The organism is Micromonospora parathelypteridis (assembly GCF_014201145.1).
Lineage (GTDB): Bacteria > Actinomycetota > Actinomycetes > Mycobacteriales > Micromonosporaceae > Micromonospora > Micromonospora parathelypteridis.
This window is the reverse complement of the sequence record NZ_JACHDP010000001.1, coordinates 2837171-2860465: the sequence shown is the minus strand read 5'-3', so window position 1 is coordinate 2860465 and position 23295 is coordinate 2837171. Positions and strand designations below refer to the sequence as shown.

23 protein-coding genes are annotated in these 23295 nt (G+C 72.2%); 14 read left to right on the top strand and 9 right to left on the bottom strand.

The features are described from left to right. Positions 1-8: 8 nt before the first annotated feature. The 6 genes from HNR20_RS12750 to HNR20_RS12725 form a co-directional block, all read right to left on the bottom strand. Positions 9-1184, bottom strand: coding sequence for a M23 family metallopeptidase (locus HNR20_RS12750; protein ID WP_184179342.1), 1176 nt, complete (start codon positions 1182-1184; stop codon positions 9-11). Next, positions 1181-1738, bottom strand: a complete 558-nt coding sequence (locus HNR20_RS12745) for a hypothetical protein (RefSeq protein WP_184179340.1) — start codon at positions 1736-1738, stop codon at positions 1181-1183. The genes HNR20_RS12750 and HNR20_RS12745 overlap by 4 nt, the downstream gene beginning before the upstream one ends. Then, positions 1735-3687 (bottom strand): MFS transporter, encoded by a 1953-nt coding sequence (locus HNR20_RS12740; protein WP_184179338.1) that lies wholly within the window; start codon positions 3685-3687, stop codon positions 1735-1737. The genes HNR20_RS12745 and HNR20_RS12740 overlap by 4 nt, the downstream gene beginning before the upstream one ends. A 1-nt stretch (position 3688) precedes the next feature. Further along, on the bottom strand, positions 3689-7117 hold the full coding sequence (locus HNR20_RS12735) for an ATP-binding protein (RefSeq protein ID WP_184179336.1): 3429 nt from the start codon (positions 7115-7117) through the stop codon (positions 3689-3691). A gap of 70 nt (positions 7118-7187) precedes the next feature. Continuing rightward, positions 7188-7550 carry a hypothetical protein gene (locus HNR20_RS12730; protein ID WP_007466101.1) on the bottom strand — a complete coding sequence of 121 codons (363 nt, stop codon included), beginning with the start codon at positions 7548-7550 and terminating at the stop codon, positions 7188-7190. A 13-nt stretch (positions 7551-7563) separates the two neighbouring features. Next, complete coding sequence (locus HNR20_RS12725; RefSeq protein WP_074315118.1) at positions 7564-7878, bottom strand: hypothetical protein; 315 nt, start codon at positions 7876-7878, stop codon at positions 7564-7566. Between the two features lie 356 nt (positions 7879-8234). On the opposite strand from HNR20_RS12725, the gene folP reads away from it, so the two are divergent. From folP to HNR20_RS12690, 7 genes are all read left to right on the top strand, one after another. Then, positions 8235-9137, top strand: coding sequence for a dihydropteroate synthase (gene folP / locus HNR20_RS12720; RefSeq protein WP_184179334.1), 903 nt, complete (start codon positions 8235-8237; stop codon positions 9135-9137). Continuing rightward, the gene (gene folB, locus HNR20_RS12715; protein ID WP_184179332.1) at positions 9134-9502 is read left to right on the top strand and encodes a dihydroneopterin aldolase; all 369 of its coding nucleotides are present in this window, start codon (positions 9134-9136) and stop codon (positions 9500-9502) included. Before folP ends, folB begins: the two co-directional genes overlap by 4 nt. Then, entirely contained in the window at positions 9499-10026 is a 528-nt protein-coding gene (folK, locus tag HNR20_RS12710; RefSeq protein WP_184179330.1) for a 2-amino-4-hydroxy-6-hydroxymethyldihydropteridine diphosphokinase, read from the top strand. Before folB ends, folK begins: the two co-directional genes overlap by 4 nt. Positions 10027-10045: 19 nt before the next feature. After that, positions 10046-10585, top strand: a complete 540-nt coding sequence (locus HNR20_RS12705; protein WP_184179328.1) for a DUF3180 domain-containing protein — start codon at positions 10046-10048, stop codon at positions 10583-10585. A gap of 119 nt (positions 10586-10704) precedes the next feature. After that, positions 10705-11919: an ABC transporter permease gene (locus tag HNR20_RS12700; RefSeq protein ID WP_184179326.1), complete on the top strand. Its 1215-nt coding sequence runs from the start codon at positions 10705-10707 to the stop codon at positions 11917-11919. 53 nt (positions 11920-11972) lie between these two features. After that, on the top strand, positions 11973-12281 hold the full coding sequence (locus HNR20_RS12695; RefSeq protein WP_184179324.1) for a hypothetical protein: 309 nt from the start codon (positions 11973-11975) through the stop codon (positions 12279-12281). 65 nt (positions 12282-12346) lie between these two features. Beyond that, positions 12347-12838 carry a hypothetical protein gene (locus HNR20_RS12690; RefSeq protein ID WP_184179322.1) on the top strand — a complete coding sequence of 164 codons (492 nt, stop codon included), beginning with the start codon at positions 12347-12349 and terminating at the stop codon, positions 12836-12838. Positions 12839-12852: 14 nt separating this feature from the next. On the opposite strand, the gene HNR20_RS12685 is transcribed toward HNR20_RS12690, so the two are convergent. Continuing rightward, the gene (locus HNR20_RS12685; protein WP_373291021.1) at positions 12853-13857 is read right to left on the bottom strand and encodes an ABC transporter ATP-binding protein; all 1005 of its coding nucleotides are present in this window, start codon (positions 13855-13857) and stop codon (positions 12853-12855) included. Positions 13858-13859: 2 nt separating this feature from the next. Here HNR20_RS12685 and HNR20_RS12680 point away from each other — a divergent pair, with 2 nt between their 5' ends. The 4 genes from HNR20_RS12680 to HNR20_RS12665 all read left to right on the top strand — a co-directional run bounded on the left by HNR20_RS12680 (position 13860) and on the right by HNR20_RS12665 (position 18261). After that, on the top strand, positions 13860-14546 hold the full coding sequence (locus HNR20_RS12680) for an ABC transporter permease (protein ID WP_184179318.1): 687 nt from the start codon (positions 13860-13862) through the stop codon (positions 14544-14546). Continuing rightward, a complete protein-coding gene (locus HNR20_RS12675; protein WP_184179316.1) occupies positions 14543-15283 on the top strand; it encodes an ABC transporter permease in 741 nt (246 codons plus the stop codon). The genes HNR20_RS12680 and HNR20_RS12675 overlap by 4 nt, the downstream gene beginning before the upstream one ends. 201 nt (positions 15284-15484) lie before the next feature. Further along, the gene (locus HNR20_RS12670; RefSeq protein WP_184179314.1) at positions 15485-16489 is read left to right on the top strand and encodes a glycine betaine ABC transporter substrate-binding protein; all 1005 of its coding nucleotides are present in this window, start codon (positions 15485-15487) and stop codon (positions 16487-16489) included. Between the two features lie 104 nt (positions 16490-16593). Then, positions 16594-18261 carry a hypothetical protein gene (locus HNR20_RS12665; RefSeq protein ID WP_184179312.1) on the top strand — a complete coding sequence of 556 codons (1668 nt, stop codon included), beginning with the start codon at positions 16594-16596 and terminating at the stop codon, positions 18259-18261. An 18-nt stretch (positions 18262-18279) separates the two neighbouring features. Here HNR20_RS12665 and HNR20_RS12660 read toward each other — a convergent pair whose 3' ends face one another. Together HNR20_RS12660 and HNR20_RS12655 are read right to left on the bottom strand one after the other, a co-directional pair. Next, on the bottom strand, positions 18280-19467 hold the full coding sequence (locus HNR20_RS12660; protein ID WP_184179310.1) for an NADH-quinone oxidoreductase subunit D: 1188 nt from the start codon (positions 19465-19467) through the stop codon (positions 18280-18282). Beyond that, entirely contained in the window at positions 19464-20741 is a 1278-nt protein-coding gene (locus tag HNR20_RS12655) for an SAM-dependent methyltransferase (RefSeq protein ID WP_260321827.1), read from the bottom strand. The genes HNR20_RS12660 and HNR20_RS12655 overlap by 4 nt, the downstream gene beginning before the upstream one ends. A 183-nt stretch (positions 20742-20924) precedes the next feature. Here HNR20_RS12655 and HNR20_RS12645 point away from each other — a divergent pair, with 183 nt between their 5' ends. Genes HNR20_RS12645 through panD form a run of 3 tightly spaced genes read left to right on the top strand, consistent with a single transcriptional unit; the run spans position 20925 to position 23258 of the window. Beyond that, a complete protein-coding gene (locus HNR20_RS12645; RefSeq protein WP_184179308.1) occupies positions 20925-21881 on the top strand; it encodes a Rossmann-like and DUF2520 domain-containing protein in 957 nt (318 codons plus the stop codon). Between the two features lie 55 nt (positions 21882-21936). Next, a complete protein-coding gene (gene panC / locus HNR20_RS12640) occupies positions 21937-22785 on the top strand; it encodes a pantoate--beta-alanine ligase (protein WP_184179306.1) in 849 nt (282 codons plus the stop codon). Between the two features lie 44 nt (positions 22786-22829). Continuing rightward, on the top strand, positions 22830-23258 hold the full coding sequence (panD, locus tag HNR20_RS12635; RefSeq protein WP_184179304.1) for an aspartate 1-decarboxylase: 429 nt from the start codon (positions 22830-22832) through the stop codon (positions 23256-23258). Positions 23259-23295: the final 37 nt, after the last annotated feature.

The window sequence follows — 23295 nt, the reverse complement described above, 5'->3', positions numbered from 1 at the left end:
TGGCGGTCTCATTCCGCGGCGCGCAGCGGGGCGCCCCGCTCGCGCATGAACGGAATCGGGTCTATTGCACCCCGGCTGGTCCGGTCCTTGCGCAGGTGCACCTCGAAGTGCAGGTGCGGGCAGGACGAGTTGCCGCTGCTGCCGACCTGTCCGATCACCTGGCCGGCCGGCACGATCTGATTGGGTGTCACCCGGGGCTGGACCACCATGTGGCAGTAGCGGGTGATGTAGCCGCCGGCGTGCAGCAGGTCGACGAACCAACCGCAGCCGCCCTTGTCCGGATATCCGTCCACGTCGCAATCCTGCCGGCGACTGTTGTCTGGGTCGCAGCGGGCCACCAACACACGGCCGGCCGCTGCGGCACGGATCTCGGTGCCCTTGGTTGCCCCGATGTCCACCCCGTCGTGGCCGGGTCGGCTGGCGGTTCGAAAGCCGGAGCCGACGTCGCCAGAGATGGGTGCAGTCCAGCCGGACGCGGCGATCTCACCACGCTCGGCCGCATCGCACACCGCCTTACCGTTGATCTCGACGGTGCGAGCCGCACCGCCGGCCAGCGCGTCCACGAGCTTGCTCGCCAACTCCTCGTGCTTGGCGTACGCATCCGGGTAGGCGCTGATCTGAACCTGCTGCGCCACCACACTCAGCGGACGACGCTGCCAGCTCGGCACCTTGACCAGCTTCTCGTAGAACTTCCGGGCCGCGTAGGCGGGGGTCAGTCGTTCGGCGACCGAGCCCCATCCCGGCCGCTGCTGGAACAGGCCCAGCGAGTCGTGGTCGGCGCCGACGCCCTCGTGCGGCAGGGCCAGAGACTCGGGGACCGTGCTGTTCGCCAGGTTGCGCAGGGCGGACTCCTGCATCGCGGTGGCCAGGGCGATCACCCAGCCGCGCGAGGGCACCCCCAGGTCCTGGCCGACCTTGATGATGATCGCCGCGTTGCGGACCTGCGCGTCGCCGTACTCGGTGAACCGTGGCAGCTCGGCGGCGATGTCCACCGGACGGACCGGGCCGCAACCCCAGCCCGCGAGGGTGTCCCCGTTCTCCGGGTCGCCGCCGAGCCCACTGAGGAAGAAAGCGGCGGTGCCGCCGGTGCAGCAGAGCAGGAACAGCACCCCGGTGAGTATCGCGGCGATCACGCCCACCCGCAGCGGCCGGCGGACAGCGCCGGCTGCTCGACCGGTGGTCATTGCCGCTCCCAATCGACCACGTCGACCAGCCAGCTGCCCTGCGCGGCAACCAGCTCGAGCCGGAGCCGACCGGTGTCGAGGGGCAGCAGCACCTCGACGAACGTCTCGGTACGCGATCGCACGGACGGCGGACCGCTGACCGCCTCGGCCGGCACGCCGCCCGGCTCGGCGCCGGCCAGCTTCTCGGTCAGCGCCGGGGTCGACAACGGCCGCAGTCCGGCCTGCCACTGCTCGGCGGTCATTCCGGGGCGGCCCAGCCAGGCCGCGGTGAACCGGTCGGCGGTCTGCTCTGGTGTGCGGGCACCCGGTGCGGTGACCGGCGACGGCGGAGCCTCGGTGGAGGTCACGCCATCATCACCGGCGGTCGGGTCCACGGTGGTGATCGGCCGGTTCGGGCGGCTGCTCAACCCGTCCGCCGGGTCGGCCGGGCCGGAGACCAGCCGAGCCGCCCCGATCACGCCGAAGATGAGCACCGCGATCACCAGCGCCACCCCCAGCCGGGACCGCAGCGCCCGGGTGAAGAGGAACTCCAGGGCCCGTCGCATCGCCGTCACCGCGCCTCTGAGCGCACCCGCGGTCCGGTCCGGTCCGGCGCACGCTCGGTGGAACCTGGTCGGTACACCGCGAACGACGGGTTCTCGGCCGGCACGTCCGGCTCGGTCCACGTAGCCGGCTGTCGCCGCCGGGGCTGGGGCGGGACCGGACGACCACGGCCGCCGGTCTTCTCCGTCGGCGTCTCATCGGTGTGTTCCCGGCCGTCCGGCCGGCCCCTGTCGCGTTGGCCCTCGACCGGTGCGGTCGGCGTCGAGACCGGATCTTCCCTCCGCGCCTCCGGACGCAGCCGGGTCTGCTCCGCGTCCGGCGACCGGCGCCGTCCGCCCACCGGCTCCGCCGTGCCGCCCGGCTCGGCCACGTCCAGTCGTGCGGCCGTCCGCATGTCACGGAAGAACCGGCGGTGCCAGGACCCAGCCGAGCTGACCGCCTCGCTGCTGTCCTTCCCGCCGAGCTGGGTGATCCGCCGGTACGGACGTAGCAGCAGCCAGCCGACCACGCCGCACAGCCAGACCAGCACCACCTGGAGCCAACCCGGCAGGGTCGGAGTGCTCATGATCAGGTCGACCGCGAACAGGTAGATGGCGGCCCCGGTGCCGAAGATGGCGATGTTGAAGACTGCGGCGACCACGGCGTTCGCCAACCGCCGCAGCCCGGCGCTGGCCGGCCGGAGTAGACCGACCGTACCCAGGATGGGTGCCGCGATCACCGCCCACCGGAAGATCAGGAAGCCCAGCAGAACCAGCAACGACGCCGTCAGGTCAAACATGGCGAAGAGCACCGCGGCCAGCACCGCGATGAACCCCGCGCCAACCCGGTCCATGTCCCGGACTCCCTGGAGGTACTCGTACGCCTCCGGATCCTCGGTCTGGATCTGCTGGGCCACCCGCGCCCACTGCTGCTGCTTGGCCTTGATCGTCGCGTCACGGGTGGCCGGGTTGGCGCGCAGCTTCTCGGCCTCGTCCCAGGAGAGCGACTTGGCGTCGTAGAGCGCCGGGCCGTACTTGCGGGCGGTCTCGCTGTCGGCCGAGCCGAGGACACCTCGGAGCCAATTCCGGTAGAGCATCGCCTCGGTGGCGGTGTCGCTGGCTCGCACGGCGGGCGGGCGGTTGTCCTTACAAGCTCCGGGGGTTGGATCGTCGCACTCGTCTGGGGGGGTGTCCCGGGCTGCGGGACCCACGGCGTCGTGCACCACGCCCAACGTGGTGACCAACGTGCCGTCGGCAATGTTCGCCGACTTGACCGGCCAAGCGGCGAGCGCCGTAACCGCGACCATCACCAGCAGCGCCCAGCCCGCGGTGGTCATCGCGTTGCTCATATCGGACTGGCGGGAGCGCCAGAGGAGGTACAGCCCCACCACGCACAAGGTGACGATGCCGAAGACACTGAACACCTTCTGGTACACGGCCTTGGTCGCCTGCTCGACCAGTGGGTCCGCCCAACCCCACATCGAGCGCGGATCCCAGGCCCGCTCTCGCAGCGCGTTTGAGGCCCCCACGATCGCAGTTGCGATCATGAACTCCCCGTTCGCCACGGTCGTGGTGAACTTGTAGTCCGGATGCAGGACAGACGACGCGCAGCCGCCCGGTATGTCGTACGTCGGGTAGCTGTAGCCTGCGTAGCCGTAGTCGCTGTAGAGCCCTTTCGGCCCAAGCTCCTTGGCGGAATCTGGGCGGCCTGCGAACCAGCCGGCGAGGCCGGAGTCCGGCGTACCCGGGGTCGGTGCGTTTCGGCACTTGACCTCGTCCTCGCTGACCGCTTGCAGTTTTCCTACGCAGGCCCGGAAGTCGGCCTGCCACTCGGCGGTGGTGCAGAGGTCGGCGCGGACCTGCGCGACGGGAGGTGCGGCGGCTGCGGCCTCTGCACCGATCAGCGGCCAGCTGAGGGTCGCCACGGCCAGTACGCCGAGGGCGAGCAGGAACGACGTGATCCTTGCCCGGGCCCCAGCCATGTCACGCCTCCAGATCCGGCAGGGGGATGCTCGGGAGCACTCCGGCCGCTGCGGCGATCGCGGCGGGCGTCGTGTCGAGGTGGTCCAGCAGCCCTTCGACGTACGAGACGTCGACTCGGACCTTCTGCACGCGGCCGTCAACGTCGCGCATCACGAACTCGCGGAAGCCGAGGCGGTTGGCCGAGCTGGTGTCGGCAGCGGAGAGCGAGGCGAGTGTTGCCTCGTACCCGTCGTTGACCGGCACCCGCAGCAGCCGCAGTGCTTCGGAGGCGATCTCGGCGTCTTCGGCGATCCGGCCGACGAAGACGGTGGAGACCAGGTTCTGCACGTCGAGGCCGAGGATGTCGCGGGGGTTCTGCGAGGCGACCAGCGCGGCGAGGTTCCATTTGCGGGAGTCGCGGGCGAGTCGGACCAGGAACGAGCGTCCGGACCGCCAGCCCTCCATGAAGTGCGCCTCGTCCAGGCCGACAAGCTTGCGGGACGACATCGAGCCGCCGTAGCAGCGGCGAACGGCGAGCCGGTGCGCGGTGTGCAGCATCGGCAGGGCCAGTGCCTCCTCGGCCGACCAGTACTCACGCTCGATCTTGAGGTCGGGCAACCGCAGCCCGGCCATGGTGATCACGGTGAGTGCGGCGTCGGCGCCGAGCAGCCCCTCCGGTGGCCGCCCGAAGAAGAGCATCGCCAGTGGCATCTCGGCGGTGTCCAGCAGGAGGTTGGCGAGCTCCTTGCCGGTGTCGTCGTCGAGGCGACCGAGGCAGCTCACCACGTCGTCCAACGTGGATGTCTCCTCGGCGGGTACCTGGCGGACGGCGTGCCGGAACAGCGTGGCGGTTGACGCCTCCCGGGCCACCTGCGGCGGCACGAGCATCATGCAGATGTCCTGGACCAGCATCCGCCGCTCGGCCCGCGCGTTGGAGACCGCGATCTCGAACTCGCGGTCACCGGACGCCCCGGCAGCGAATTCGGTACGCAGTGGCGTGGGAATGAGCGAGTAGGGCGCCAGGGTGCCGTGCTCCGAGCCGGTCAGGTTCAACACCCGGGAGTACGGTCGCAGCTCCGGCATCGCGCAGAGTCGGGCCAGCGGCCCGGACGGGTCGAGCAGGGTCACCTGGACACCTCTGCGGGCCGCCAGGTAGCCAAGCGCGCCGAGCAGGGTCGACTTGCCACCGCCCGGTTCGGCAACGAAGACCGCGAGCCCGGAGCGCTCCCGGACCTCCATGGGGAAGTGCAGGTCGAGGAAGACCGGGCGGCGGCAGGTGCCGGCGGTCCGGCCGATCAGGTCGCCCCGCCGGTCACCCACGTTCGATGCCGCCTGGGGGAGCGCGGCCGCCAGCAACGGCACCGGCATGCGGCGGACGTAGCCGGTGTTGGCGATCGGTTCGCCAGGGATGAACTCGCGGGCCAGCCAGTCCTGGTTCTTCGGGTGCTGCAGCGAGATGCGCAGTTCCCGGGAGTAGAGCTGGATGAGCCGGCGGGCCCGCTCCAGGCATTCCTCCCTGGTCCGGCCGCCGACGGCGATCCGGTGCCAGCCGTGTGCGCGGGCCGAGTCGACCGGCAGGCCGGTGGTCATCTCGTCGCCGATCACCAGCGCGCGCTTGGCCAGTCGCTCCAGCTCCGGGGGTGCGTCGATGCCGTGCTCGGCATAGTCGAGCTGTTGCGAGCGGATCATCCGCAGCCGGTGTTCGAGATTTCGGAAGGAGTCGTTGGAGCCGAGGATGTCGACGCGGGTGGAGATCTCCATCGGCCAGGGCAGCCGCTCGTGGAAGTGCAGCCAGGGTTCGTGCCGTTCCGGGATCTCCAGCGGCTCCATCCGGCCGACGGCGAGCACGGCCACGTGCCGCTCCTCGCCGGTCATCCGGTTGACCAGCTTCACCGTCGAGCCGTACGGGGTGCGGTAGCGCTCGACCTGCTCGGTCAGGGCGAGCAGGTCGCCGCGTTCCCAGCGCCCGTCGGTCACCGGGGAGAGTGTGCCCGGCGGCGCCATGCAGAGGGCCACCGAGCGGTAGAGCAGCCACTCGAGCTCCTGCGCGGTGACCCGCCGGCCTCGCATGCCGAACGCGCCGAGGACCTCGTCGAACTGCTCCACGGTGCGACCCAGCTTGCGGCGCTCGCCCTCGGCGGTGCCCCGGCCGAAGCTGCGCAGCAACCGTTCGGTGAGCGAGTCGCCGAGGGACCGGCGGGCGAAGGTGACGCCCAGGTAGGTCTGGCCCTCAGCGTGGTTGACCGCCATCAGGTGGCGCTGGGCGGCGACCAGGTGATCAGCCCAGCCGGTGGTGCCGGGCACGTCGGCGAGCGGTGCGGAAGTGTGTGCGTCGATGGTGCGCGCCCACTCGTCGGCGGGGAACGGCCGTGTGGTGCGACGCAGGTGCAGCCGGAAGCCGGCCAGGCCGGCGTACTGCTCGGAGATCGCCGACAGCAGCGCCTCGCGCTCCGCGTCCGGACGGAACGCCCAGCGGACCTCGGGCAGCCAGTACCACGCGGTGACGGTGTTGGGTGTGAAGGTCAGGTGACCGGCGATCTCGGTGATGGCCAGCTCGACCGATGGGTCCCGATCCCCAAATTTGATCTTCGGGGCGCGGATGCGCGTCGGTTTGGTCGGTCGGTCCGGTCGGCTCGCGGCACGCTGTCGGGGTGGGGCGAGCTGCCGCCCGGTCGGCTCGGTGTCGGCGCCCCGGGGTCGCTCCGTGTTGGTGGTCCGGCGCGCGGTGCGCTCCAGAGCCGGCCGCTCCGGGGGTGCGGTGCTGGCCAACGGCTCCGCCGATGCTGTCGGCCGGCTGGCTTGTGTCGTCGGCCGGCCTGCCGGCGTAGCCGTGGAGCCGTTGCCCGGCGCGGTGCTGGCTGGGCGGCTGGTGGGACCGGTGGTCGCCGGCGGCGGCGCGGCGGCGGTCGGGTCGGCCTCGGCCGGTGGACGGAGCATCGGCAGGCGATCGCCGGCCTGATGCGGCACCCGGGACTCGCTGGCCGGGTGGCCGCCCCCGTGTCGCGGCTCGACGGGCCGGCGACCGCTGCCGGGCCGGTCGTCGGGCGTCCACGGTGGTTCCAGTTCGGGAATCGGCCGGCCTGGGGCCGGGCCGGCTGCGGGTGGCGGCTGCTGTGGGATCGCCGGCTGCTCCCGGGTGCTCGGACCGGCCGAGACGGCTCGCGCCGCGCCGGGCCGTGCCCCGCCGAACAGGTCCAGGAAGGGAGAGTCGATGTCGGCGTTCTCGCCGGCCGACACCGCGGTGGGCTCGGCGGGTGGCGTCCGGCGGGGGACCGGCCGGGGTGCCTGGAACACGCCGACCGCACCGTGGCCGGGCGACGTCACCAGCGCAGGATCGAGCGCGACCTCGTCCTCGTCCTCGGCGCCGGTGTAGCCGTATGACTGCGCACGGTGACTTGCCGGCACGGCCGGGTGGCCGGCCGGGGAACCCGGCGTGGAAGAGCGACTCATGCGACCGCCTTAGTGACTGGCGGCAGGCTGTTACCCGCGTAGTACGACGGACCAATCGGCGTACGCCCGGTCATGCCAGCTCCTCCCGGATCCTGATCCGGCTGCCGACCAGGCGCGGGTCGCGCTGCTCGATCGCCGGCTCCCGGGTGCGTCGCCAGTCGGTCAGCGCGGTGCGGATGACCACCCGCGCCGGCCGATCGGGGTCGACGTGCCGGAAGATGAACGACGTGGTCACGATGGCGAGCGCGATCTCCCAGGCGGGGAAGAGCTCGACCGTCAACGTGAACAGCCAGTGGATGAACATGTAGAGGGGGACCAGCAGCATGAAGAGCCCGTACTGGGCGTAGGGCAGGTGGACCGGAAGGGTGTAACCGGGCGGCCCGAGGTAGACCAGGCGGGCCCGGTAGATGTCGTCGTCGGTGCGCAGCCGCATCTGGTGAACGCGCCTATTCGAAGATGAGGTCGATCAGGTAATCGCCGACGAAGAAGAGTGTTGCCGCGCCCGCGATGAAGGCGAGCCCGACGATGGCGATCGCGGAACTGGTCAGCACCTTGGAGATCTCGCCCCGGCTGGCACGGCCGATGAAGATGACGCCCAGGACGGCGAGCAGGATCGGCGCGATCTTGCTGGCGAAGAAGGTGACGACACTGTTGGTGTCGATCCCCTTCGGTGCCGGCTCGGCGAGCGGAGTCGACGCCAGAGTGGAGAGCGCGTGGGCGACGCCGGACGACGCCGTCTCCATGAGCTCGAAGGCGATCACTGGAAACCTCCCCATAGCGCGGCCGGCGGTGCCGCGGCGGTGCAATAGGCGAGCCTGGCGGGAAAAGTGCTCCACAGGGCGCAGCGATCTTGACCCTGTGTTCGTTACTCACCACAGAGCGTGGCGAGGTTTGGGCGGTTTTTCCCCGCTTCGGCCCTCCCTCCAAGCTTCGCCATCTCGATGCTGGCCAATTCCAAAGCGTACGGGCCGCCCCGGATTGCGACAAGCCGCGAAGGGGCTGCCCGATGCTGCCCGGATGACCGATCGTACACCTGTTCCAATGAGCACGTCAGGGATGGTGATGCGAGCCGACCCGGGTCGGTAAGCGCCGCTGCCGCGACCGGTACCGTCTAGTCGTGACCGATCTGGTGCGGGCTTCGGGCCCGGTGGTGATGGGCGTCCTCAACGTCACACCGGACTCCTTCTCCGACGGCGGACGGTACGCCGACCTCGACTCGGCTGTCGGACATGGCGTCCGTCTCCGCGACGCTGGCGCGCACCTGGTCGACATCGGCGGTGAGTCGACCCGCCCGGGCGCTGAGCGGATCGACGCCGCGACCGAGGTCGCCCGGGTGTTGCCGGTCATCCGCGAGCTGACCGCCGCCGGCGTGGCGGTCAGCATCGACACCAGCCGCGCACGGGTGGCGGAGGCCGCCCTGGGCGCCGGGGCGGCGGTGGTCAACGACGTCTCCGGTGGACTGGCCGACCCGGACATGGCCCGGGTGGTCCGGGACGCACGCTGCCCCTGGGTGTTGATGCACTGGCGTGGCCACTCCCGCGAGATGCGCGAGCTGGCCAACTACACCGACGTGGTGGTCGACGTCCGGACCGAGTTGGCCCAACGGATCGACGCGGCGCTGGCCGCCGGGGTTTCCGCCGACCGCCTCATCGTCGACCCTGGACTCGGCTTCGCCAAGACCGCGGCGCACAACTGGGAGCTCAGCGCCCGCCTGCCGGAGCTGCTGGACCTCGGCTACCCGCTGCTCTTCGGGGCCAGCCGCAAGTCGTACCTCGGCAGGCTGCTCGCCGCCCCGGACGGCACCCCGCGACCGACCGCCCAGCGGGAGGCGGCCACCGTGGCCACCAGTGTGCTGGCGGTCGCGGCGGGTGCCTGGGGCGTACGCGTGCACGACGTACAGGCCACCGCCGACGCGCTCGCCGTCTGGGCCGCTACCGGCAGCCCGCGCCTGGCCGCCGCTACCAGCAACCCGCGCCTGGCCGCCGCCTCCGACGATCACGAGCAGAAGGTGCAGCGATGACGACCGACCGGATCCAACTGACCGGCCTGCGGGCCCGCGGCCGGCACGGGGTGTACGACTTCGAGCGGGCACAGGGGCAGGACTTCGTGGTCGACGCCGTCCTCGAACTGGACCTGGCCCCGGCCGCCGCCAGCGACGACGTCACCGACACCGTGCACTACGGCGAACTGGCCGAACGACTGGTCGCGGTGGTGACCGGCGAGCCGGTCAACCTGATCGAGACCCTCGCGGACCGACTTCTCGCGGTCTGCCTGGCCGACGAGCGGGTCGCGGTGGCCACGATCACCGTGCACAAGCCGGAGGCCCCGGTGCCGCACACCTTCACCGACGTGGCCGTCACCATGACCCGGACGCGTTCCCGGTGACCAGGGCCGTGCTGTCGCTCGGCAGCAACCTGGGTGACCGGCTGGATCACCTGCGCACGGCTGTCGCCACGTTCGGCGACGCCGTACTCGTGCTCTCCGGGGTGTACGAGACTCCACCGTGGGGCGACACCGACCAGCCCGCGTACCTCAACGCGGTGTTGCTGGCCCAGGACGAGACCGCGACGCCGCGCGACTGGCTGGAGCGGGCTCGCGGCGCGGAGCGCGCGGCCGGTCGGGTCCGTGACCCGCAGCGGCGGTTCGGGCCGCGCACCCTCGACGTGGACGTGATCGCGGTCTGGGACGACGACGACACGCCGGTGCTCAGCGACGACCCGGAGCTGACGCTGCCGCACCCCCGGGCGCACCTGCGCGCCTTCGTGCTGCGGCCGTGGATCGACATCCAGCCCTACGGGCGGCTGCCCGGTCACGGCTGGCTGACCGACCTGCTCACCACCGGCCCCGCGGCCGACGACGCGTTGGAACTGCGCCCCCGGCCGGAGTTGGCGTTAGAGTCGACGACATGACCGAGCGGAGCCGGCCGGCATGACGCAGGCGAAGTCCCCACCACCGGGCGGGTCGGGCCCGGATCGGTCACGGATGGGCCCCACCCGGATCTCGACCCTGGTCGTGGCCGCCCTGGCTGCGGCGGCGGTGGCCTGGCTGCTGATCAGCACCCTCTACTACAGCGGCATCCCACGGCTGCCCTGGCTGCCGGTGGTGACGCTGGCCGGGCTCGCCGTGCTCGAGGCGTACGCCGCGATCAACACCCGGGGCCGGATCGAGCGCAAACCCGGCCGGGACGCGGTCGACCCGCTGCTGGTTGCCCGCTTCGTGGTGCTGGCCAAGGCATCGGCGCTGGCTGCGGCGATCTTCGCCGGTTTCTACGCGGGTCTCACCGGCTGGCTCTTCGTGGAGACCACCCGCGCGGCCCTGGACGATCGACCGGCTGCCGGCGGGGGTCTGCTCGCCTCGCTGGCTCTGGTCGGCGCCGCCCTGTGGCTCGAGCGCTCCTGCCGGGTGCCGGAACGCCCGGACGACGAGCGCGAGCAGGACCCACGGGAGAGCCGCCCCGGGCAGCGCTGAGCATGGGGTTACGCCCGGGTCCGGGCGCGGGTACGGTGCCTGCGATCGGGGAGCAAGGGCCGCCCACCGATCGTCCGCGCGCCGGACCGGGGACGGCCGGCCACTGGGGAGGCGGCGTCATGGGGTACGAAGAAGCGGGGCGGGACCGCGCGACCGAGCCCTCGTCCGGGGTGCCCGTCGCCGTTCTGGAGAACGTCTTCGACGACCCCACCCACGGCGAGCCGGGCCGGGATCGGGTCGGCGTCCATCTGGGCTGGGAGCTTGTGCTGCTGGCTGGGCTGGCGGTCCTGGGCTGGCTGCTCTGGCAGGAAAATCCGGCCGCCCTGCGCGCCGACAACCTGCGCACGCTGCTCGTCGACGCGGTGGGGCTGGGGTTGCTCGCCCTGGCCGCCGGGTTGAGCCTGCGTACGGCCGCGCCAAACCTGGCCGTCGGGCCGGTCGCGGTCGCCACCGCCCTGCACTACGCCGAGCAGGGCGATCGGGGTCTACCCGCGTCGGTCGGCCCGGCGGTGGCGGTCGCCGCGCTGGGCGGGCTCGCGCTGGCGCTGGCCGTGGTGGGGCTGCACGTGCCGGGTTGGGCTGCCAGCCTGGCCGGCGCGGCCGGTGTGGTGGTGTTCATCGAACGCCGTTCGGGGCCTGTGCTGGTGCAGAGCGACTACGACCCGGGGCGCAACGCCGGATACCTCTTCGCCGGGTTCGCCGCGCTGGCCGTCCTCGGCGGGTTGTTCGGCGCGATCCGGGCGATCCGCCGGCTGGTCGGCCGGTACCGGCCGATCGCCGATCCGGCCCAACGGCGGGGCGCGGTTGCCGCCGTGGTCACCGCGCTCGGGCTGGTCGGCTCGACCGTGCTGGCCGCTCTCGCCGGGGTGCTGCTCGCGGCCAACGGCCCCGGGGTCGTCGAGCCCACCTCGGGGCTGGACCTGACGGTGCTGGCGATCGGGGTGGCCCTGCTCGCCGGCACCAGCGCGTACGGCCGTCGGGGCGGTGTGTTCGGAACGTTGCTGGCGGTCAGCCTGGTCGCCGCCTTCCAGGTGTACGCGTCGGAGCGCGGCTGGACGTTCAGCACCTGGGTGGTCGGCGGCGTCGCGCTGGGCGTCGGACTGCTGGTCACCCGGCTGGTCGAGACGTTCGGTCGGCCCCGAGCGGGCAGCACCGACAAACCTGAGCCGGTCGGTGACGGCACGATCAGCACGGGTTGGACCATGCCGCAGTCGCAGTCGGTCGACAACTGGCCGCCGACGTTGCCGACGCCGGCCGCACCCCAACCCGTGGACCCGTGGCGGGATCCGCGTTGGGAGGACAGCCCGCGCAGGTGGGACACCGACGAGCGGTGACCGACGTCGCGTCCGCCAAGCCGGAGCTGATCTCGACCGTTAGGCTCGGCGGCATGACCGACACACCTGCCGCCACCCCCGGCGGAACCTCGTTCGAGGAGCTTGACGCGCTGTCCACCGAGGAGTTGCGGGAGCGGGCGTTCGCCCTGGCCCGGGAGCGCCGCGACGTGGGGTTCTACTGGTCGGTGCTGCGGCACCTGCCGAACGCGGACGAGGCCACGGTGCTGGACGGCGCACCGAACTCGATCGGCCCGACCATCGACGAGGCCAACGCGTTGTGGCGGGAGTTGACCGGTCACGGCTACGAGGAGTCCGCGCCGTTGCTGCGGGCTGCCTTCATCGACTACCTGATGAAGCACTGAACCGCTCGAGGCAGCCCAGGTCCGCCCGAGCGACCGGGTCGGGGCCTGGGCGGATCGCATCGCTCATGCACCGCTCCGGCCCGGTCGGCCGCTACGGCACGGCCGCCGGCACCGGTGCGCTCGCCGTGCTGTTGCTGGTCGGCATCTGTGGCAGCCCGGCGTTCACCGGTTGGGCCGCCACGCAGACCGACCCGGAGTCGGCGGGCGCCTTCTACGTGCGCCTGCTCGCGTGGCCGGCCTGGCGGCTCGACGCGGACGGGCAGGCCGGCGGCTTGTTCGCCGCCGACCTGCGGGCCGTGCTGCTGGTGGTCCTCGCGGTGGCCCTGCTCTACCTGTTGCCCGCCGCGCAGGTGGCCCGGGTGCCCGGCTCGGTCAGCCAGTTCTTCTCCGGCTGGGCCGCGTACGTGCTGGCCGGCGGGCTCGCCGCCGTGCTGGCGGCGCTGCTCGGTCCGACCCCGTCGCTGCTGGGCGCCTTGCAGGACGCCAGCACCGGTGCCGGCTACGGCTTCCTCACCGGGTGGATCATCGGCACCGCCAGCCTCGGCGGTCGCGCCTGATCCGACCGGGCAGGTCAGCTCGTCGGGCGGCCGAGGTCGAGCAGGCGCTGTCGGCTGAGCGCACCCACCGGTCGGCCGGCGTCGGTCACCACGAGTTGGTCCCGTCCCGAGGTGAGCAGCACCGCCAGAGCGTCGTACGCCGAGCCGTCCAGTGCCACGGTGGGCAGGTCCGCCGCGGCGTCCCCGGGTACTGGTTCCAGCGACTCCCGATCGAGTGGGGTGACCGCCAGCCGGCGGATGCCCCGGTCGGCTCCGACGAACTCGCGTACGAACGGGGTGGCGGGTGCGCCGAGCAGCGCGGCTGGCGTGTCGTACTGCTCCAGGTGCCCGCCCTCGGAGAGCACCGCGATCCGGTCGCCGAGCCGGACCGCCTCGTCGAGGTCGTGGGTGACCAGGACGATCGTCTTGCGGACCTCGGCCTGCAGGCGCAGGAACTCCTCCTGGAGGCGGGCCCGGACGATCGGGTCGACGGCCGAGAACGGCTCGTCCATCAGCAGCACCACCGGGTCGGCGGCGAGCGCACGGGCCACTCCGACCCGCTGCCGCTGGCCACCCGACAGCTCGTGCGGGTAGCGGCCGCCGAACTGGGCCGGGTCCAGTCCGACGAGGTCGAGCAGCTCGTCGACCCGGGCCCGGGTCTGATTCTTGGGCCACCGGAGCAGGCCGGGCACGGTGGCCACGTTGGCCCGAACCGTCTGGTGTGGAAAGAGGCCGACGTTCTGGATGACGTACCCGATCCGGCGGCGCAGCCGCACCGGGTCGACGTCGGTGACGTCCTCGTCACCGAGCGTGATGCGGCCGGCGGTCGGTTCGATCAGACGATTGATCATGCGCAGCACGGTCGACTTGCCGCAGCCGGACGGGCCGATCAGCACCACGAGTTCGCCGGCCCGGACGTCCAGGCTGAGCCCTCGGACAGCCTCGGTGCCATCCGGGTAGCGCTTCTGGATGCCCTGTAGGGAGATCGATGCCGCGCGAGGGGATTGGGTCACGTCGGCAGCCTCCGGGGTAACGTCCACGTATGTCCTTCCGCCTGAGCTACCGGGCCGACCCGGGTAACCCCTGGTTCTCCTGGCAGTACGTGCGGGACAACTCTGACACGATCCTCGCCGCCGTGCGCGAACACGCCTCCCTCACCGGGCGCGCGGTGTTGATCGCGGTGCTGATCGCCCTGCCGTTGTCCGTGCTGGCGTACTGGTTCCGGCCGCTCGCCGGTCCGATCCTCGCCGTCAGCGGGGTCGTCTACACCATTCCATCGTTGGCGCTCTTCGCGTTCATCGCGCCCTACCTGGGCACCGGGAGCACCACCGTGCTGGTCGGGCTGGTCCTCTACGCGCTGCTGCTGATCGTGCGCAACGTGGTGGCCGGGCTCAACCAGGTGCCTCCGGAGGTCGGCGAGGCAGCCGAGGGGATGGGGTACGGCCGGTGGGGGCGGCTGTTCCGGATCGACCTGCCGCTGGCCCTGCCGGGCATCGTGACCGGCGTGCGGTTGGCGACCGTCTCCACGGTGGCGTTGGTCACGGTCGGAGTGCTGGTCGGGCACGGCGGCCTCGGGCAGTTGATCTTCGCGGGCTTCCAGAACAACCTCTACAAGGCCGAGATCATGACCGCCGCTCTGCTCTGCGTGGCGCTCGCGGTCGTGCTCGATCTACTGCTCGTCCTGGTCGCCCGCCTGGTGACCCCCTGGTCCACCCGGAGGGCACGGTGACCGTCGCGACGAACCCGATCGGCCAGGCGGTCGTCTGGATCAACGACCCACTGAACTGGACCAATCCCGGAGGGATGCTGGACCGCCTCGGCGAGCACCTGACGATCTCGGCCCTGGCGGTGGCGCTCGGCTGCCTGGTGGCCTGGCCGCTGGGTCTCTGGCTGGGGCACCTCGGTCGTGGCGGCGGTCTGGTGGTGCTGGTGTCCAACGCCACCCTGGCCATCCCCACCCTGGCACTGCTGACCATCCTGCCGGTGGTCTTCGCCAGCGGCTTCGGGCGGACGCCGGTGGTGGTGGCGCTGGCCGTCTTCGCCGTCCCACCCCTGCTGGCCAACGCGTACACCGGGGTGCGGCAGGTGGACCCGGAGGCGCTCGACGCGGCCCGGGGGATGGGCCTGTCCGGCGGGCAGTTGCTCCGCCGCGTGGAGCTGCCGCTCGCGGTGCCCTACCTGGCGGCCGGGTTCCGGACCGCCGCGGTCCAGGTGATCGCGACCGCCGCGCTGGCCTCGTTCGTCAACGGCGGCGGCCTCGGCCAGATCATCCGGACCGGGTTCGGCATCGGTATCGCCGCCGGCGGGGGGCAGATCGTCGCCGGTGGTGTGCTGGTGGCCGGGCTCGCGCTGCTGGCCGAGGTGGTCCTCGGCGGTGTCGAACGGCTGGTCACCCCCCGACCGTTGCGGCGCGGGCGGCAGCGCGCAGGCCGGCCCCGCCCCGCTGACGCCACCGGGAGCGCCTGACTCGTCCGGGTGAGCCTTCCGTCGAGCCAGCGACCAACGGTGGGCCGATCGGTGACGATGCGGTGACGAAGTCCATCCCAAGTTGTCGGTCGGTTGCGGAGCATGTTGGGTGGATATTCGCGGGCGACCGACAGTCAGGATCGTCCGTCGGACACGCGGCCGGCCCGGGACGGGCCGCGCCGGGACACGGAAGGCGGGCACATGCGCGCACGTACACGTCTGGCGATCGGCGCTATCAGCGCCGTCGCCGGGGCAGCGCTTCTCACCGGGTGCGGTGACGCCGGCTCGTCCGGCACCGATGCGCCCAAGCCGGGCGCCTCCGGCGCCGGGTGCGCCCCGGTCGCCGGACAGCAGCTCATCGCTCTGCAGGACGACAAGAAGCTGCAGAATTCGGACAACGTCATTCCCGCGGTCAACAGCAAGGCGGCCAACCCGCAGTTGATCGCCGCATTGGACAAGGTCTCCGCAGCGCTCGACACGCCGAAGCTGATCCAGCTCAACAAGGCCGTGAACGACGACCGCAAGACCCCCAAGGTGGCGGCCGAGGAGTTCGCGGCGGCCAACAACCTCACGGCGGGCATCGCCAAGGGTCCGGGCGGCGCGATCACGGTGGGCGCCGGCAACTTCGCCGAGAGCCAGACGCTGGGCGAGCTGTACCGGATCGCGCTCACCGCCGCCGGCTACGAGGTCAAGGTGCAGCAGATCGGCAACCGGGAGCTCTACGCGCCGGCTCTGGAGAAGGGCGAGATCCAGGTCGTCCCGGAGTACGCGGCGACCATGGCCGAGTTCCTCAACACCAAGGCCAACGGCCAGAACGCCCAGCCGGTCTCCTCGCCGGACATCAACACGACGGTGACCGCGCTCAAGGCCGAGGGCGACAAGGCCGGCCTCACCTTCGGCACCCCGGCCGCCGCACAGGACCAGAACGCCTTCGCCGTCACCCAGGCCTTCGCCGACAAGTACGGCGTGCGGACCCTCTCCGAGCTCGCCGCCAAGTGCTCCGGCAACGCCACCGTGCTGGGCGGCCCGCCGGAGTGCGAGCAGCGTCCGTTCTGCAAGCCGGGCCTGGAGAAGACGTACGGGTTGTCGGTGGGCAAGTTCTCCTCGCTGGACCAGGGTGGACCGCTGACCAAGAGCGGGCTGCGCGACGGTTCGATCAGCGTGGGCCTGATCTTCTCCTCGGACGGGGCCTTCGCCACGAGCTGACTCTCCCTGCGTGCTGAGGACGCCCCCGCCCTCCCGGGTGGGGGCGTCCGCGCGTCCCGGGACCCCGTTCCCTCCGGTGGAGAACCTCGGTAGGCTGCACATCCATGCCAGCCCCGGCCACCTCCGACGCCCGGCGTCAACCACCCCTGCTGACCATGCTCTTCTGGGCGGGCGTCGCTATCGCGCCGGTGGCGGCGCTGATCCTGCTGGTTGCCGACGGTAACGGCCCGTTGCGCCTCGCCGCGGTGCTCGCCATCCTCGCGGTCGTGCTGATCGGCCTCTCCATCGCTCTGCGGCCCGACGGTGAGGACGCGTCGGTGCGAGCCGACGAGCTGCTGGATGAGATCGAGGAGCTCCGCCGGGAGGTGCGCGCCGAGATCGGGGCTGTCGCGCAGCGCGTCAACCAGGCGCTCGACCAGGCGCACCGGGCCCAGGAAGGGCTCGCCACGGTCCGCCGCCGTCTCGACGCCAGCGGTGCCGCCCTCGCCGGCGCCGCCCCTGCCGGTGCCGCGGTGCCAGCCGGGGATTCGGCGGGTGCTGGCCGGGCGCGAGTGCCGGCGGTCGAGCCGCCGGTGGACAACGTGCCGGTGGCCCGTAGCCGGGTGTCAGTGCCGGGTGAGGCGGCGCCGGGCCGGGCCCGGGTCGCCGGCCCGGACGACGCGGCCCGGTGGGGTCGCTCCCAGCACGCGGACGACGGCGAGCCGGCGTACCCGCGAGAGGCCGCCGAGTCGCCGGCGAGTACGGGGACGTACGGCGCGGAACGGTCGGCTGCCACCGCGTACGGCTCGGCCCGCCCCCGAGAGCACGATCGCCCGGAGCCGGCGCACCGGCCGGTTGGCGTGGTCCGGCACACCGAGACCGTGCACGTCACCACCCGACACACCGTGGTGGACGGTGGGCCCGCCGAGCCGGCTGGGCGCTACGGCGGCGGGTACGCCGGCCAGTGGACCTCGCCGGCACAGGAGTGGACCCGGGGCGGCGACGCCGATGAACGTCCCCGAGCCGGGTACGGCGACGACCGACGCTCCGGCGACGACCGCTCCTGGGGGGCGTCGGCCGCGACCCGGGGCGAGCCCGAGTGGACCGATCCGCGCGACGCCTACGCCGAGCCCGACGAGCCCGGCCCGGCCGCCAGGTCGCACCGTTCACCGGAGAGGCCGGCCGCGGACTCCTGGGACAGCCCGGACGATCGCGGCTGGTCGGAGCAGCGCGATCGGGCGAGCGCCGCCGCGCCGCAGCCTGGGCCACCCTTGCGGGCCGACGACACGGGTGAGTACTGGTCGCAGTTGCGGGCCGGTGATCGGTGGGCCGCCGTCCGCGACGACGAGAACGGCCGCGAGCTGCGGGTCGGCGAGCGCCGCGCCGAGATGCACGCCGACGCCGCCGGCACCGAGTACCGGATGGCCGACCGCTGGGCCGCCGTCCGCCATGAGGAGCCGCGCCGTCATGAGGAGCCGCGCCGTCACGAGGAGCCGCGCCGTCACGAGGAGCCGCGCCGCCATGAGGAGTACGAGTCGTACCACCGGGACGAGCCGGCACGTCGGTCCGAGCGTGACGGCGGCTGGCGGGCCGAGCCAGCGGACCGGCCGGCGCTGCCGGTGGGCGGTGTCCCGGTGCCGGACGAGTGGCGCCCGCCGCGCCAGCGCGGTCACCAGGCCGAACCCGCACCCGAGCGGCCCGGTCGGCGTCGGGTCGACGAGCGCTACGGCTACCCGCCCCAGGACGACGTTCCGCGCGCCGGCGGGGCTCCGCCCGGTGACCGCTGGCGCTGAGACGTCAGGCGGCTGACGTCACTTGTCGATGTCGCCGACCACGAAGAACATCGAGCCGAGGATCGCGATCAGATCCGGCACCAGGCACCCGGGGAGCAGGGTGGCCAGCGCCTGCACGTTCGCGTACGAGGCGGTGCGCAACTTCAACCGCCACGGCGTCTTCTCCCCGCGGGACACCAGGTAGTAGCCGTTGATGCCGAGCGGGTTCTCCGTCCAGGCGTAGGTGTGCCCCTCCGGCGCCTTGAGCACCTTCGGTAGACGGGTGTTGATCGGCCCGGTCAGTTGGTCCACCCGGTCCAGGCACTGGTCGGCGAGGTCCAGCGACGCGTACACCTGGTCCAGCAGCACCTCGAAGCGGGCGTGGCAGTCCCCGGCGGTCCGCGTGACCACCGGCACGTCCAGCTCGTCGTACGCCAGGTAGGGGTCGTCGCGGCGCAGGTCCAGGTCGAGCCCGGAGGCGCGGGCCACCGGCCCGGACGCGCCGAACGCGGCGGCGTCAGCGGCGGACAGCACGCCCACGCCCACGGTCCGGGCCAGGAAGATCTCGTTGCGTCGGATCAGATGGTCCAGGTCGGGCAACCGCCGGCGCACCTCGCCGATCGCCGCGCGGGCCCGGCCCGTCCACCCGTACGGCACCTCCTCCTTGAGGCCACCCACCCGGTTGAACATGTAGTGGATTCGGCCGCCGGAGACCTCCTCCATCACCGCCTGGATGGTTTCGCGCTCCCGGAAGGCATAGAAGATCGGCGTGATCGCCCCGATCTCCAGCGGGTAGGAGCCGAGGAACATCAGGTGGTTGAGCACCCGGTTCAGCTCGGCCAGCGCCATCCGCAGCCAGGTGGCGCGTTCCGGCACCTCCATGCCCATCAGGCGTTCGACCGCGAGCACCACGCCCAACTCGTTGGAGAACGCCGAGAGCCAGTCGTGCCGGTTGGCCAACACGATGATCTGCCGGTAGTCACGCACCTCGAAGAGCTTCTCGGCACCCCGGTGCATGTAGCCGATGATCGGTTCGCAGGCGACCACCCGCTCGCCGTCGAGCACCAGCTTCAGCCGCAGCACACCGTGCGTGGAGGGGTGCTGCGGGCCGATGTTCAGCACCATGTCGGTGCCGAGCTGCTGATCGCCGGTGCCGGCGACGAGGCCGGCCCCGGTGCCGACGGTCAGTTCACGGAGGTCCCCGGCGTCGGTGGTCATGCCCGTCATCGTGCCACGCCCGGGCCGAGCGGGATGCCGACCGGTTGGCGCAGCCACCAGTGCCCACCGAGTCCAGCCGGGTCGGTCAGCTCGGCCACCTCCGACGCGGCGGCCAGCGCCCGCACGTACCCCGCCGGGTCGGTGCCGGCCATGCTCAGCGGCGGTCGGCCGCCGTCGGCCCCGAGCGCGCGCAGCGCCTCCCGCTGCAGGACCAGGGAGTACGCACACCGGGCGACCGCCGCACCACCGGAGGCGACCGAGTCCATGGCGACGTGCGCGGTCACATCAGTCGTCCCGTCCGGCACCGGGGGCACCTGCCGCCCATCCCGGTACCCGGTCAACGTCCCGTCGACAGGTCGGCCCTCCCTGAGGTGCCCATAGTCCACCGCCACCGCCAGCCCTCGGCTGATCTTCCGGACTGCGTTGGCCCAGGCCTCATCCCTGCTTCGGCCGATTTCGGCTCGTGGGTGGTCGCTGTGGGGGGTTTCGGGGCAGCCCGGCCGGCTCCGGGCGGTCAGGCTTGATCCCTGCGCCGGCCGGGCTGCCCCGAAACCCGACTCGCTAGCGCTGGTCGCGTCGGTCCAGGTCAGCCCCGGATCAGGGGGACTGTTCGTACTGCGAGGACTCGTGGGGCCGGGCCACCAGGTAGTCAGCCAATCAAGATCAGGAGGACTGACCGGCTCACCAACCGTTTCCGTGCCACTCTCGGGATCGACCAACACGTATCGCCAGCCATCGGTGGTGTGCACCGCCACGTCCAGCGGGACGTTGTCCAGCCACTCGGTAGCCAGCAGCACTCCCGTGATCTCACCGGGAATCTCGGACACCCAGTCGATCTCTTCGGGCAGGTTCTCGGGGCGGACCGCGTACTCCACTGCCGTGAACCGCACCCGCTCCGCAAGCGACGGACGAACGGCAACCAACGACGGCTCGCCGGCGGAGGCCGTGGGAGTCAGGGTTTCCGGGGAGCCCGCCCGCGGAGGGATCAAGCCTGACCGCCCGGAGCGGGTGGGCTCCCCGGAAACCCCCACCGCAACCCCGACGGCCTCATGGATGGTTCGCAGCAGCTCCCCACGCCCGGCGCCCACGTCGACCACGTCAAGGCGCGACGGGTGGCCGAGGGCGGTGTCAACCTCGGTGATCAGGCGTAGGAGCGCGGTGGCGAAGGCGCGGGAGGCGTGCACGCTGGTTCGGAAGTGGTCGGCCGGCCCGGTGTCGGTGACGAAGAAGCCGCCCGGCCCGTAGAGGGCCTGGCTCATCGCGTCCCGCCACAGGATCGACATCAGTTCACTCCGAGTTCAGGGTGCGTCACCGTGCCGACCCTACGGTCATCGGTGCGCCGGACCAGGTGACAAGGGGCACTTCCTTCGGCGGTGAACGTTTTCACACATGCTTGTCCTGGTTCGGCAGGCCGGGCGCATACTTGCGATCGACCGGTACCCCTTCTCGAGGACTGGATCGTCGTCATGAGCGCACCGCTGCGCCCGCGTCCGGCCGCCCCTCGCGGGCCCGCCGTTCTCGGCACCCCTGCCACCTCCCGTCTGCTCACCGTCGGTGTCGTTGGCGCCGGTCGGGTCGGAGCGGTGCTGGGCGCCGCACTCGTCGCCGCCGGGCATCGGGTGGTCGCCGTCACCGGCGATTCCGGGGCCAGCCGCGCCCGACTCGCCCTGCTCCTGCCCGAGGTGCCCCGCCGCCCGGTCGCCGCCGTGGCCCACGCCGCCGTCGACCTGCTGCTGATCGCGGTGCCGGACGACGCCCTGGCCGGTGTGGTGGCCGAGCTGGCCGATCACGGGGCGCTGCGGCCCGGCCAGGTGGTCGCGCACACCTCAGGCGCGCATGGTCTGGCCGTGCTTGCGCCGGCCGCCGAGGTCGGTGCCCGGCCGCTCGCCCTGCACCCCGCGATGACCTTCACCGGTACGCCGGACGACCTGACCCGGCTGGCCGGCATCTCGTACGGCGTGACCGCCCCGGCGGAACTGCGCCCGCTCGCTGCCCGGCTGGTCGCCGACCTGGGCGGCGTGCCCGAGTGGGTGGCCGAGTCGGACCGCCCGTTGTACCACGCCGCGCTGGCTCACGGCGCGAACCACCTGGTGACCCTGGTGAACGAGGCGACCGACCGGCTGCGCGACGCCGGGGTGGCCCGGCCGGAGAAGGTGCTCGCCCCGCTGCTGCGGGCCGCACTGGAGAACGCGCTGCGGCTCGGTGACGACGCGTTGACCGGGCCGGTCTCCCGCGGCGACGCGGGCACCGTCCAGCGGCACCTGGATCGGTTGGCCGCCACCGCACCGGAATCCGTTCCCGCGTACCGTGCGTTGGCCCGGCGGACCGCCGACCGGGCGATCGCCGCCGGCCGGCTGCGGCCGGTCGACGCGCAGTCGCTGCTCGGCGTGCTCGCCGACACCAATCGGGAGGTGACGCTGTGAGCGTGAGGAGTGAGCCGATCTTGCGAGCCCCGCAGTCGCGAACCGAGGTGGCGCTGTGACGCAGGTTGTGCACACGCGTGCGGAGTTGGCTGCGGCTCGCGCTGCGCTGACGGGCACGGTCGGTGTGGTGATGACCATGGGTGCGTTGCACTCCGGGCATGAGACGTTGCTGCGTGCGGCCCGGAAGCAGGCCGACCACGTGCTGGTGACGATCTTCGTGAACCCGCTGCAGTTCGGGCCGAACGAGGACTTCGACCGCTACCCGCGCACCCTCGACGCCGACCTTGAGGTGTGCCGGCGGGCGGGCGCAGATCTTGTCTTTGCCCCGTCGGTGGCCGACATGTACCCGGACGGCCAGCCCCGCGTACGCCTCGACCCGGGCCCGCTCGGCGCGGAGTTGGAGGGCGCGAGTCGCCCCGGCTTCTTCCACGGTGTGCTCACCGTCGTGCTGAAGTTGCTCCAGCTCACTCGGCCGGACCTGGCGTTCTTCGGCGAGAAGGACTACCAGCAGCTCACCCTGGTCCGGCGGATGACCCGGGACCTGGACGTGCCGGTCGAGGTGGTCGGCGTGCCGACCGTTCGGGAGCCGGACGGGTTGGCGCTGTCCAGCCGCAACCGGTACCTGAGCGAGTCGGAGCGGGCAGCCGCGCTGAGTCTGTCCGCCGCGCTGCGGGCCGGTGGGCAGGCCGCCGACGAGGGCCTGGACGCGAAGGCGGTGTTGGCCGCCGCGCACGCCGCGTTCGGTGCCGGTACGCCCGGTGCCCGCCTCGACTACCTGGTGCTCACCGATCCCGAGTTGGCACCGGGGTTGGAGTCCGGGCCGGCTCGGCTGGTGATCGCCGCCTGGGTGGGCGCCACCCGGTTGATCGACAACGCGGCGATCCACCTCGCCCCACGCCACTGACCTGGCCGCACCACCCTCCACCACTTTCGTGAAAGGCCACCCCAATGCTGCGGACCATGCTCAAGTCGAAGATCCACCGGGCCACGGTGACCCAGGCCGACCTGCACTACGTCGGTTCGGTGACGGTGGACGAGGACCTGCTCGACGCCGCCGACCTGCTCCCCGGCGAGCAGGTCGCGATCGTGGACATCACCAACGGTGCCCGGCTGGAGACGTACGTGATCCCGGGCGAGCGGGGCAGCGGTGTGATCGGCATCAACGGTGCCGCCGCGCACCTGGTGCACCCCGGTGACCTGGTCATCCTGATCTCGTACGGGCAGATGGACGACGCCGAGGCCCGGTCGTACCGGCCGCGGGTGGTACACGTGGACGCCGACAACCGGGTGATCGAGTTGGGCGCTGACCCGGCTGCGGTGGCGCCCGGCATGGCCGGTGACCCGGTGCCCAGCCCGCTGGCTGTGTCCGGAGTCTGATCTCGCGCGACGCGATTCCGGTCTGTTACCGGAAGGT

Coding starts and splice junctions, on each gene's coding strand:
- HNR20_RS12750 (WP_184179342.1), bottom strand. CDS start 1,184: ATGACCACCGGTCGAGCAGCCGGCGCTGTCCGCCGGCCGCTGCGGGTG.
- HNR20_RS12740 (WP_184179338.1), bottom strand. CDS start 3,687: ATGGCTGGGGCCCGGGCAAGGATCACGTCGTTCCTGCTCGCCCTCGGC.
- HNR20_RS12735 (WP_184179336.1), bottom strand. CDS start 7,117: ATGAGTCGCTCTTCCACGCCGGGTTCCCCGGCCGGCCACCCGGCCGTG.
- HNR20_RS12730 (WP_007466101.1), bottom strand. CDS start 7,550: ATGCGGCTGCGCACCGACGACGACATCTACCGGGCCCGCCTGGTCTAC.
- folB (WP_184179332.1), top strand. CDS start 9,134: ATGACGACCGACCGGATCCAACTGACCGGCCTGCGGGCCCGCGGCCGG.
- HNR20_RS12705 (WP_184179328.1), top strand. CDS start 10,046: ATGACGCAGGCGAAGTCCCCACCACCGGGCGGGTCGGGCCCGGATCGG.
- HNR20_RS12700 (WP_184179326.1), top strand. CDS start 10,705: ATGGGGTACGAAGAAGCGGGGCGGGACCGCGCGACCGAGCCCTCGTCC.
- HNR20_RS12695 (WP_184179324.1), top strand. CDS start 11,973: ATGACCGACACACCTGCCGCCACCCCCGGCGGAACCTCGTTCGAGGAG.
- HNR20_RS12690 (WP_184179322.1), top strand. CDS start 12,347: ATGCACCGCTCCGGCCCGGTCGGCCGCTACGGCACGGCCGCCGGCACC.
- HNR20_RS12680 (WP_184179318.1), top strand. CDS start 13,860: ATGTCCTTCCGCCTGAGCTACCGGGCCGACCCGGGTAACCCCTGGTTC.
- HNR20_RS12670 (WP_184179314.1), top strand. CDS start 15,485: ATGCGCGCACGTACACGTCTGGCGATCGGCGCTATCAGCGCCGTCGCC.
- HNR20_RS12665 (WP_184179312.1), top strand. CDS start 16,594: ATGCCAGCCCCGGCCACCTCCGACGCCCGGCGTCAACCACCCCTGCTG.
- HNR20_RS12660 (WP_184179310.1), bottom strand. CDS start 19,467: ATGACGGGCATGACCACCGACGCCGGGGACCTCCGTGAACTGACCGTC.
- HNR20_RS12655 (WP_260321827.1), bottom strand. CDS start 20,741: ATGTCGATCCTGTGGCGGGACGCGATGAGCCAGGCCCTCTACGGGCCG.
- HNR20_RS12645 (WP_184179308.1), top strand. CDS start 20,925: ATGAGCGCACCGCTGCGCCCGCGTCCGGCCGCCCCTCGCGGGCCCGCC.
- panD (WP_184179304.1), top strand. CDS start 22,830: ATGCTGCGGACCATGCTCAAGTCGAAGATCCACCGGGCCACGGTGACC.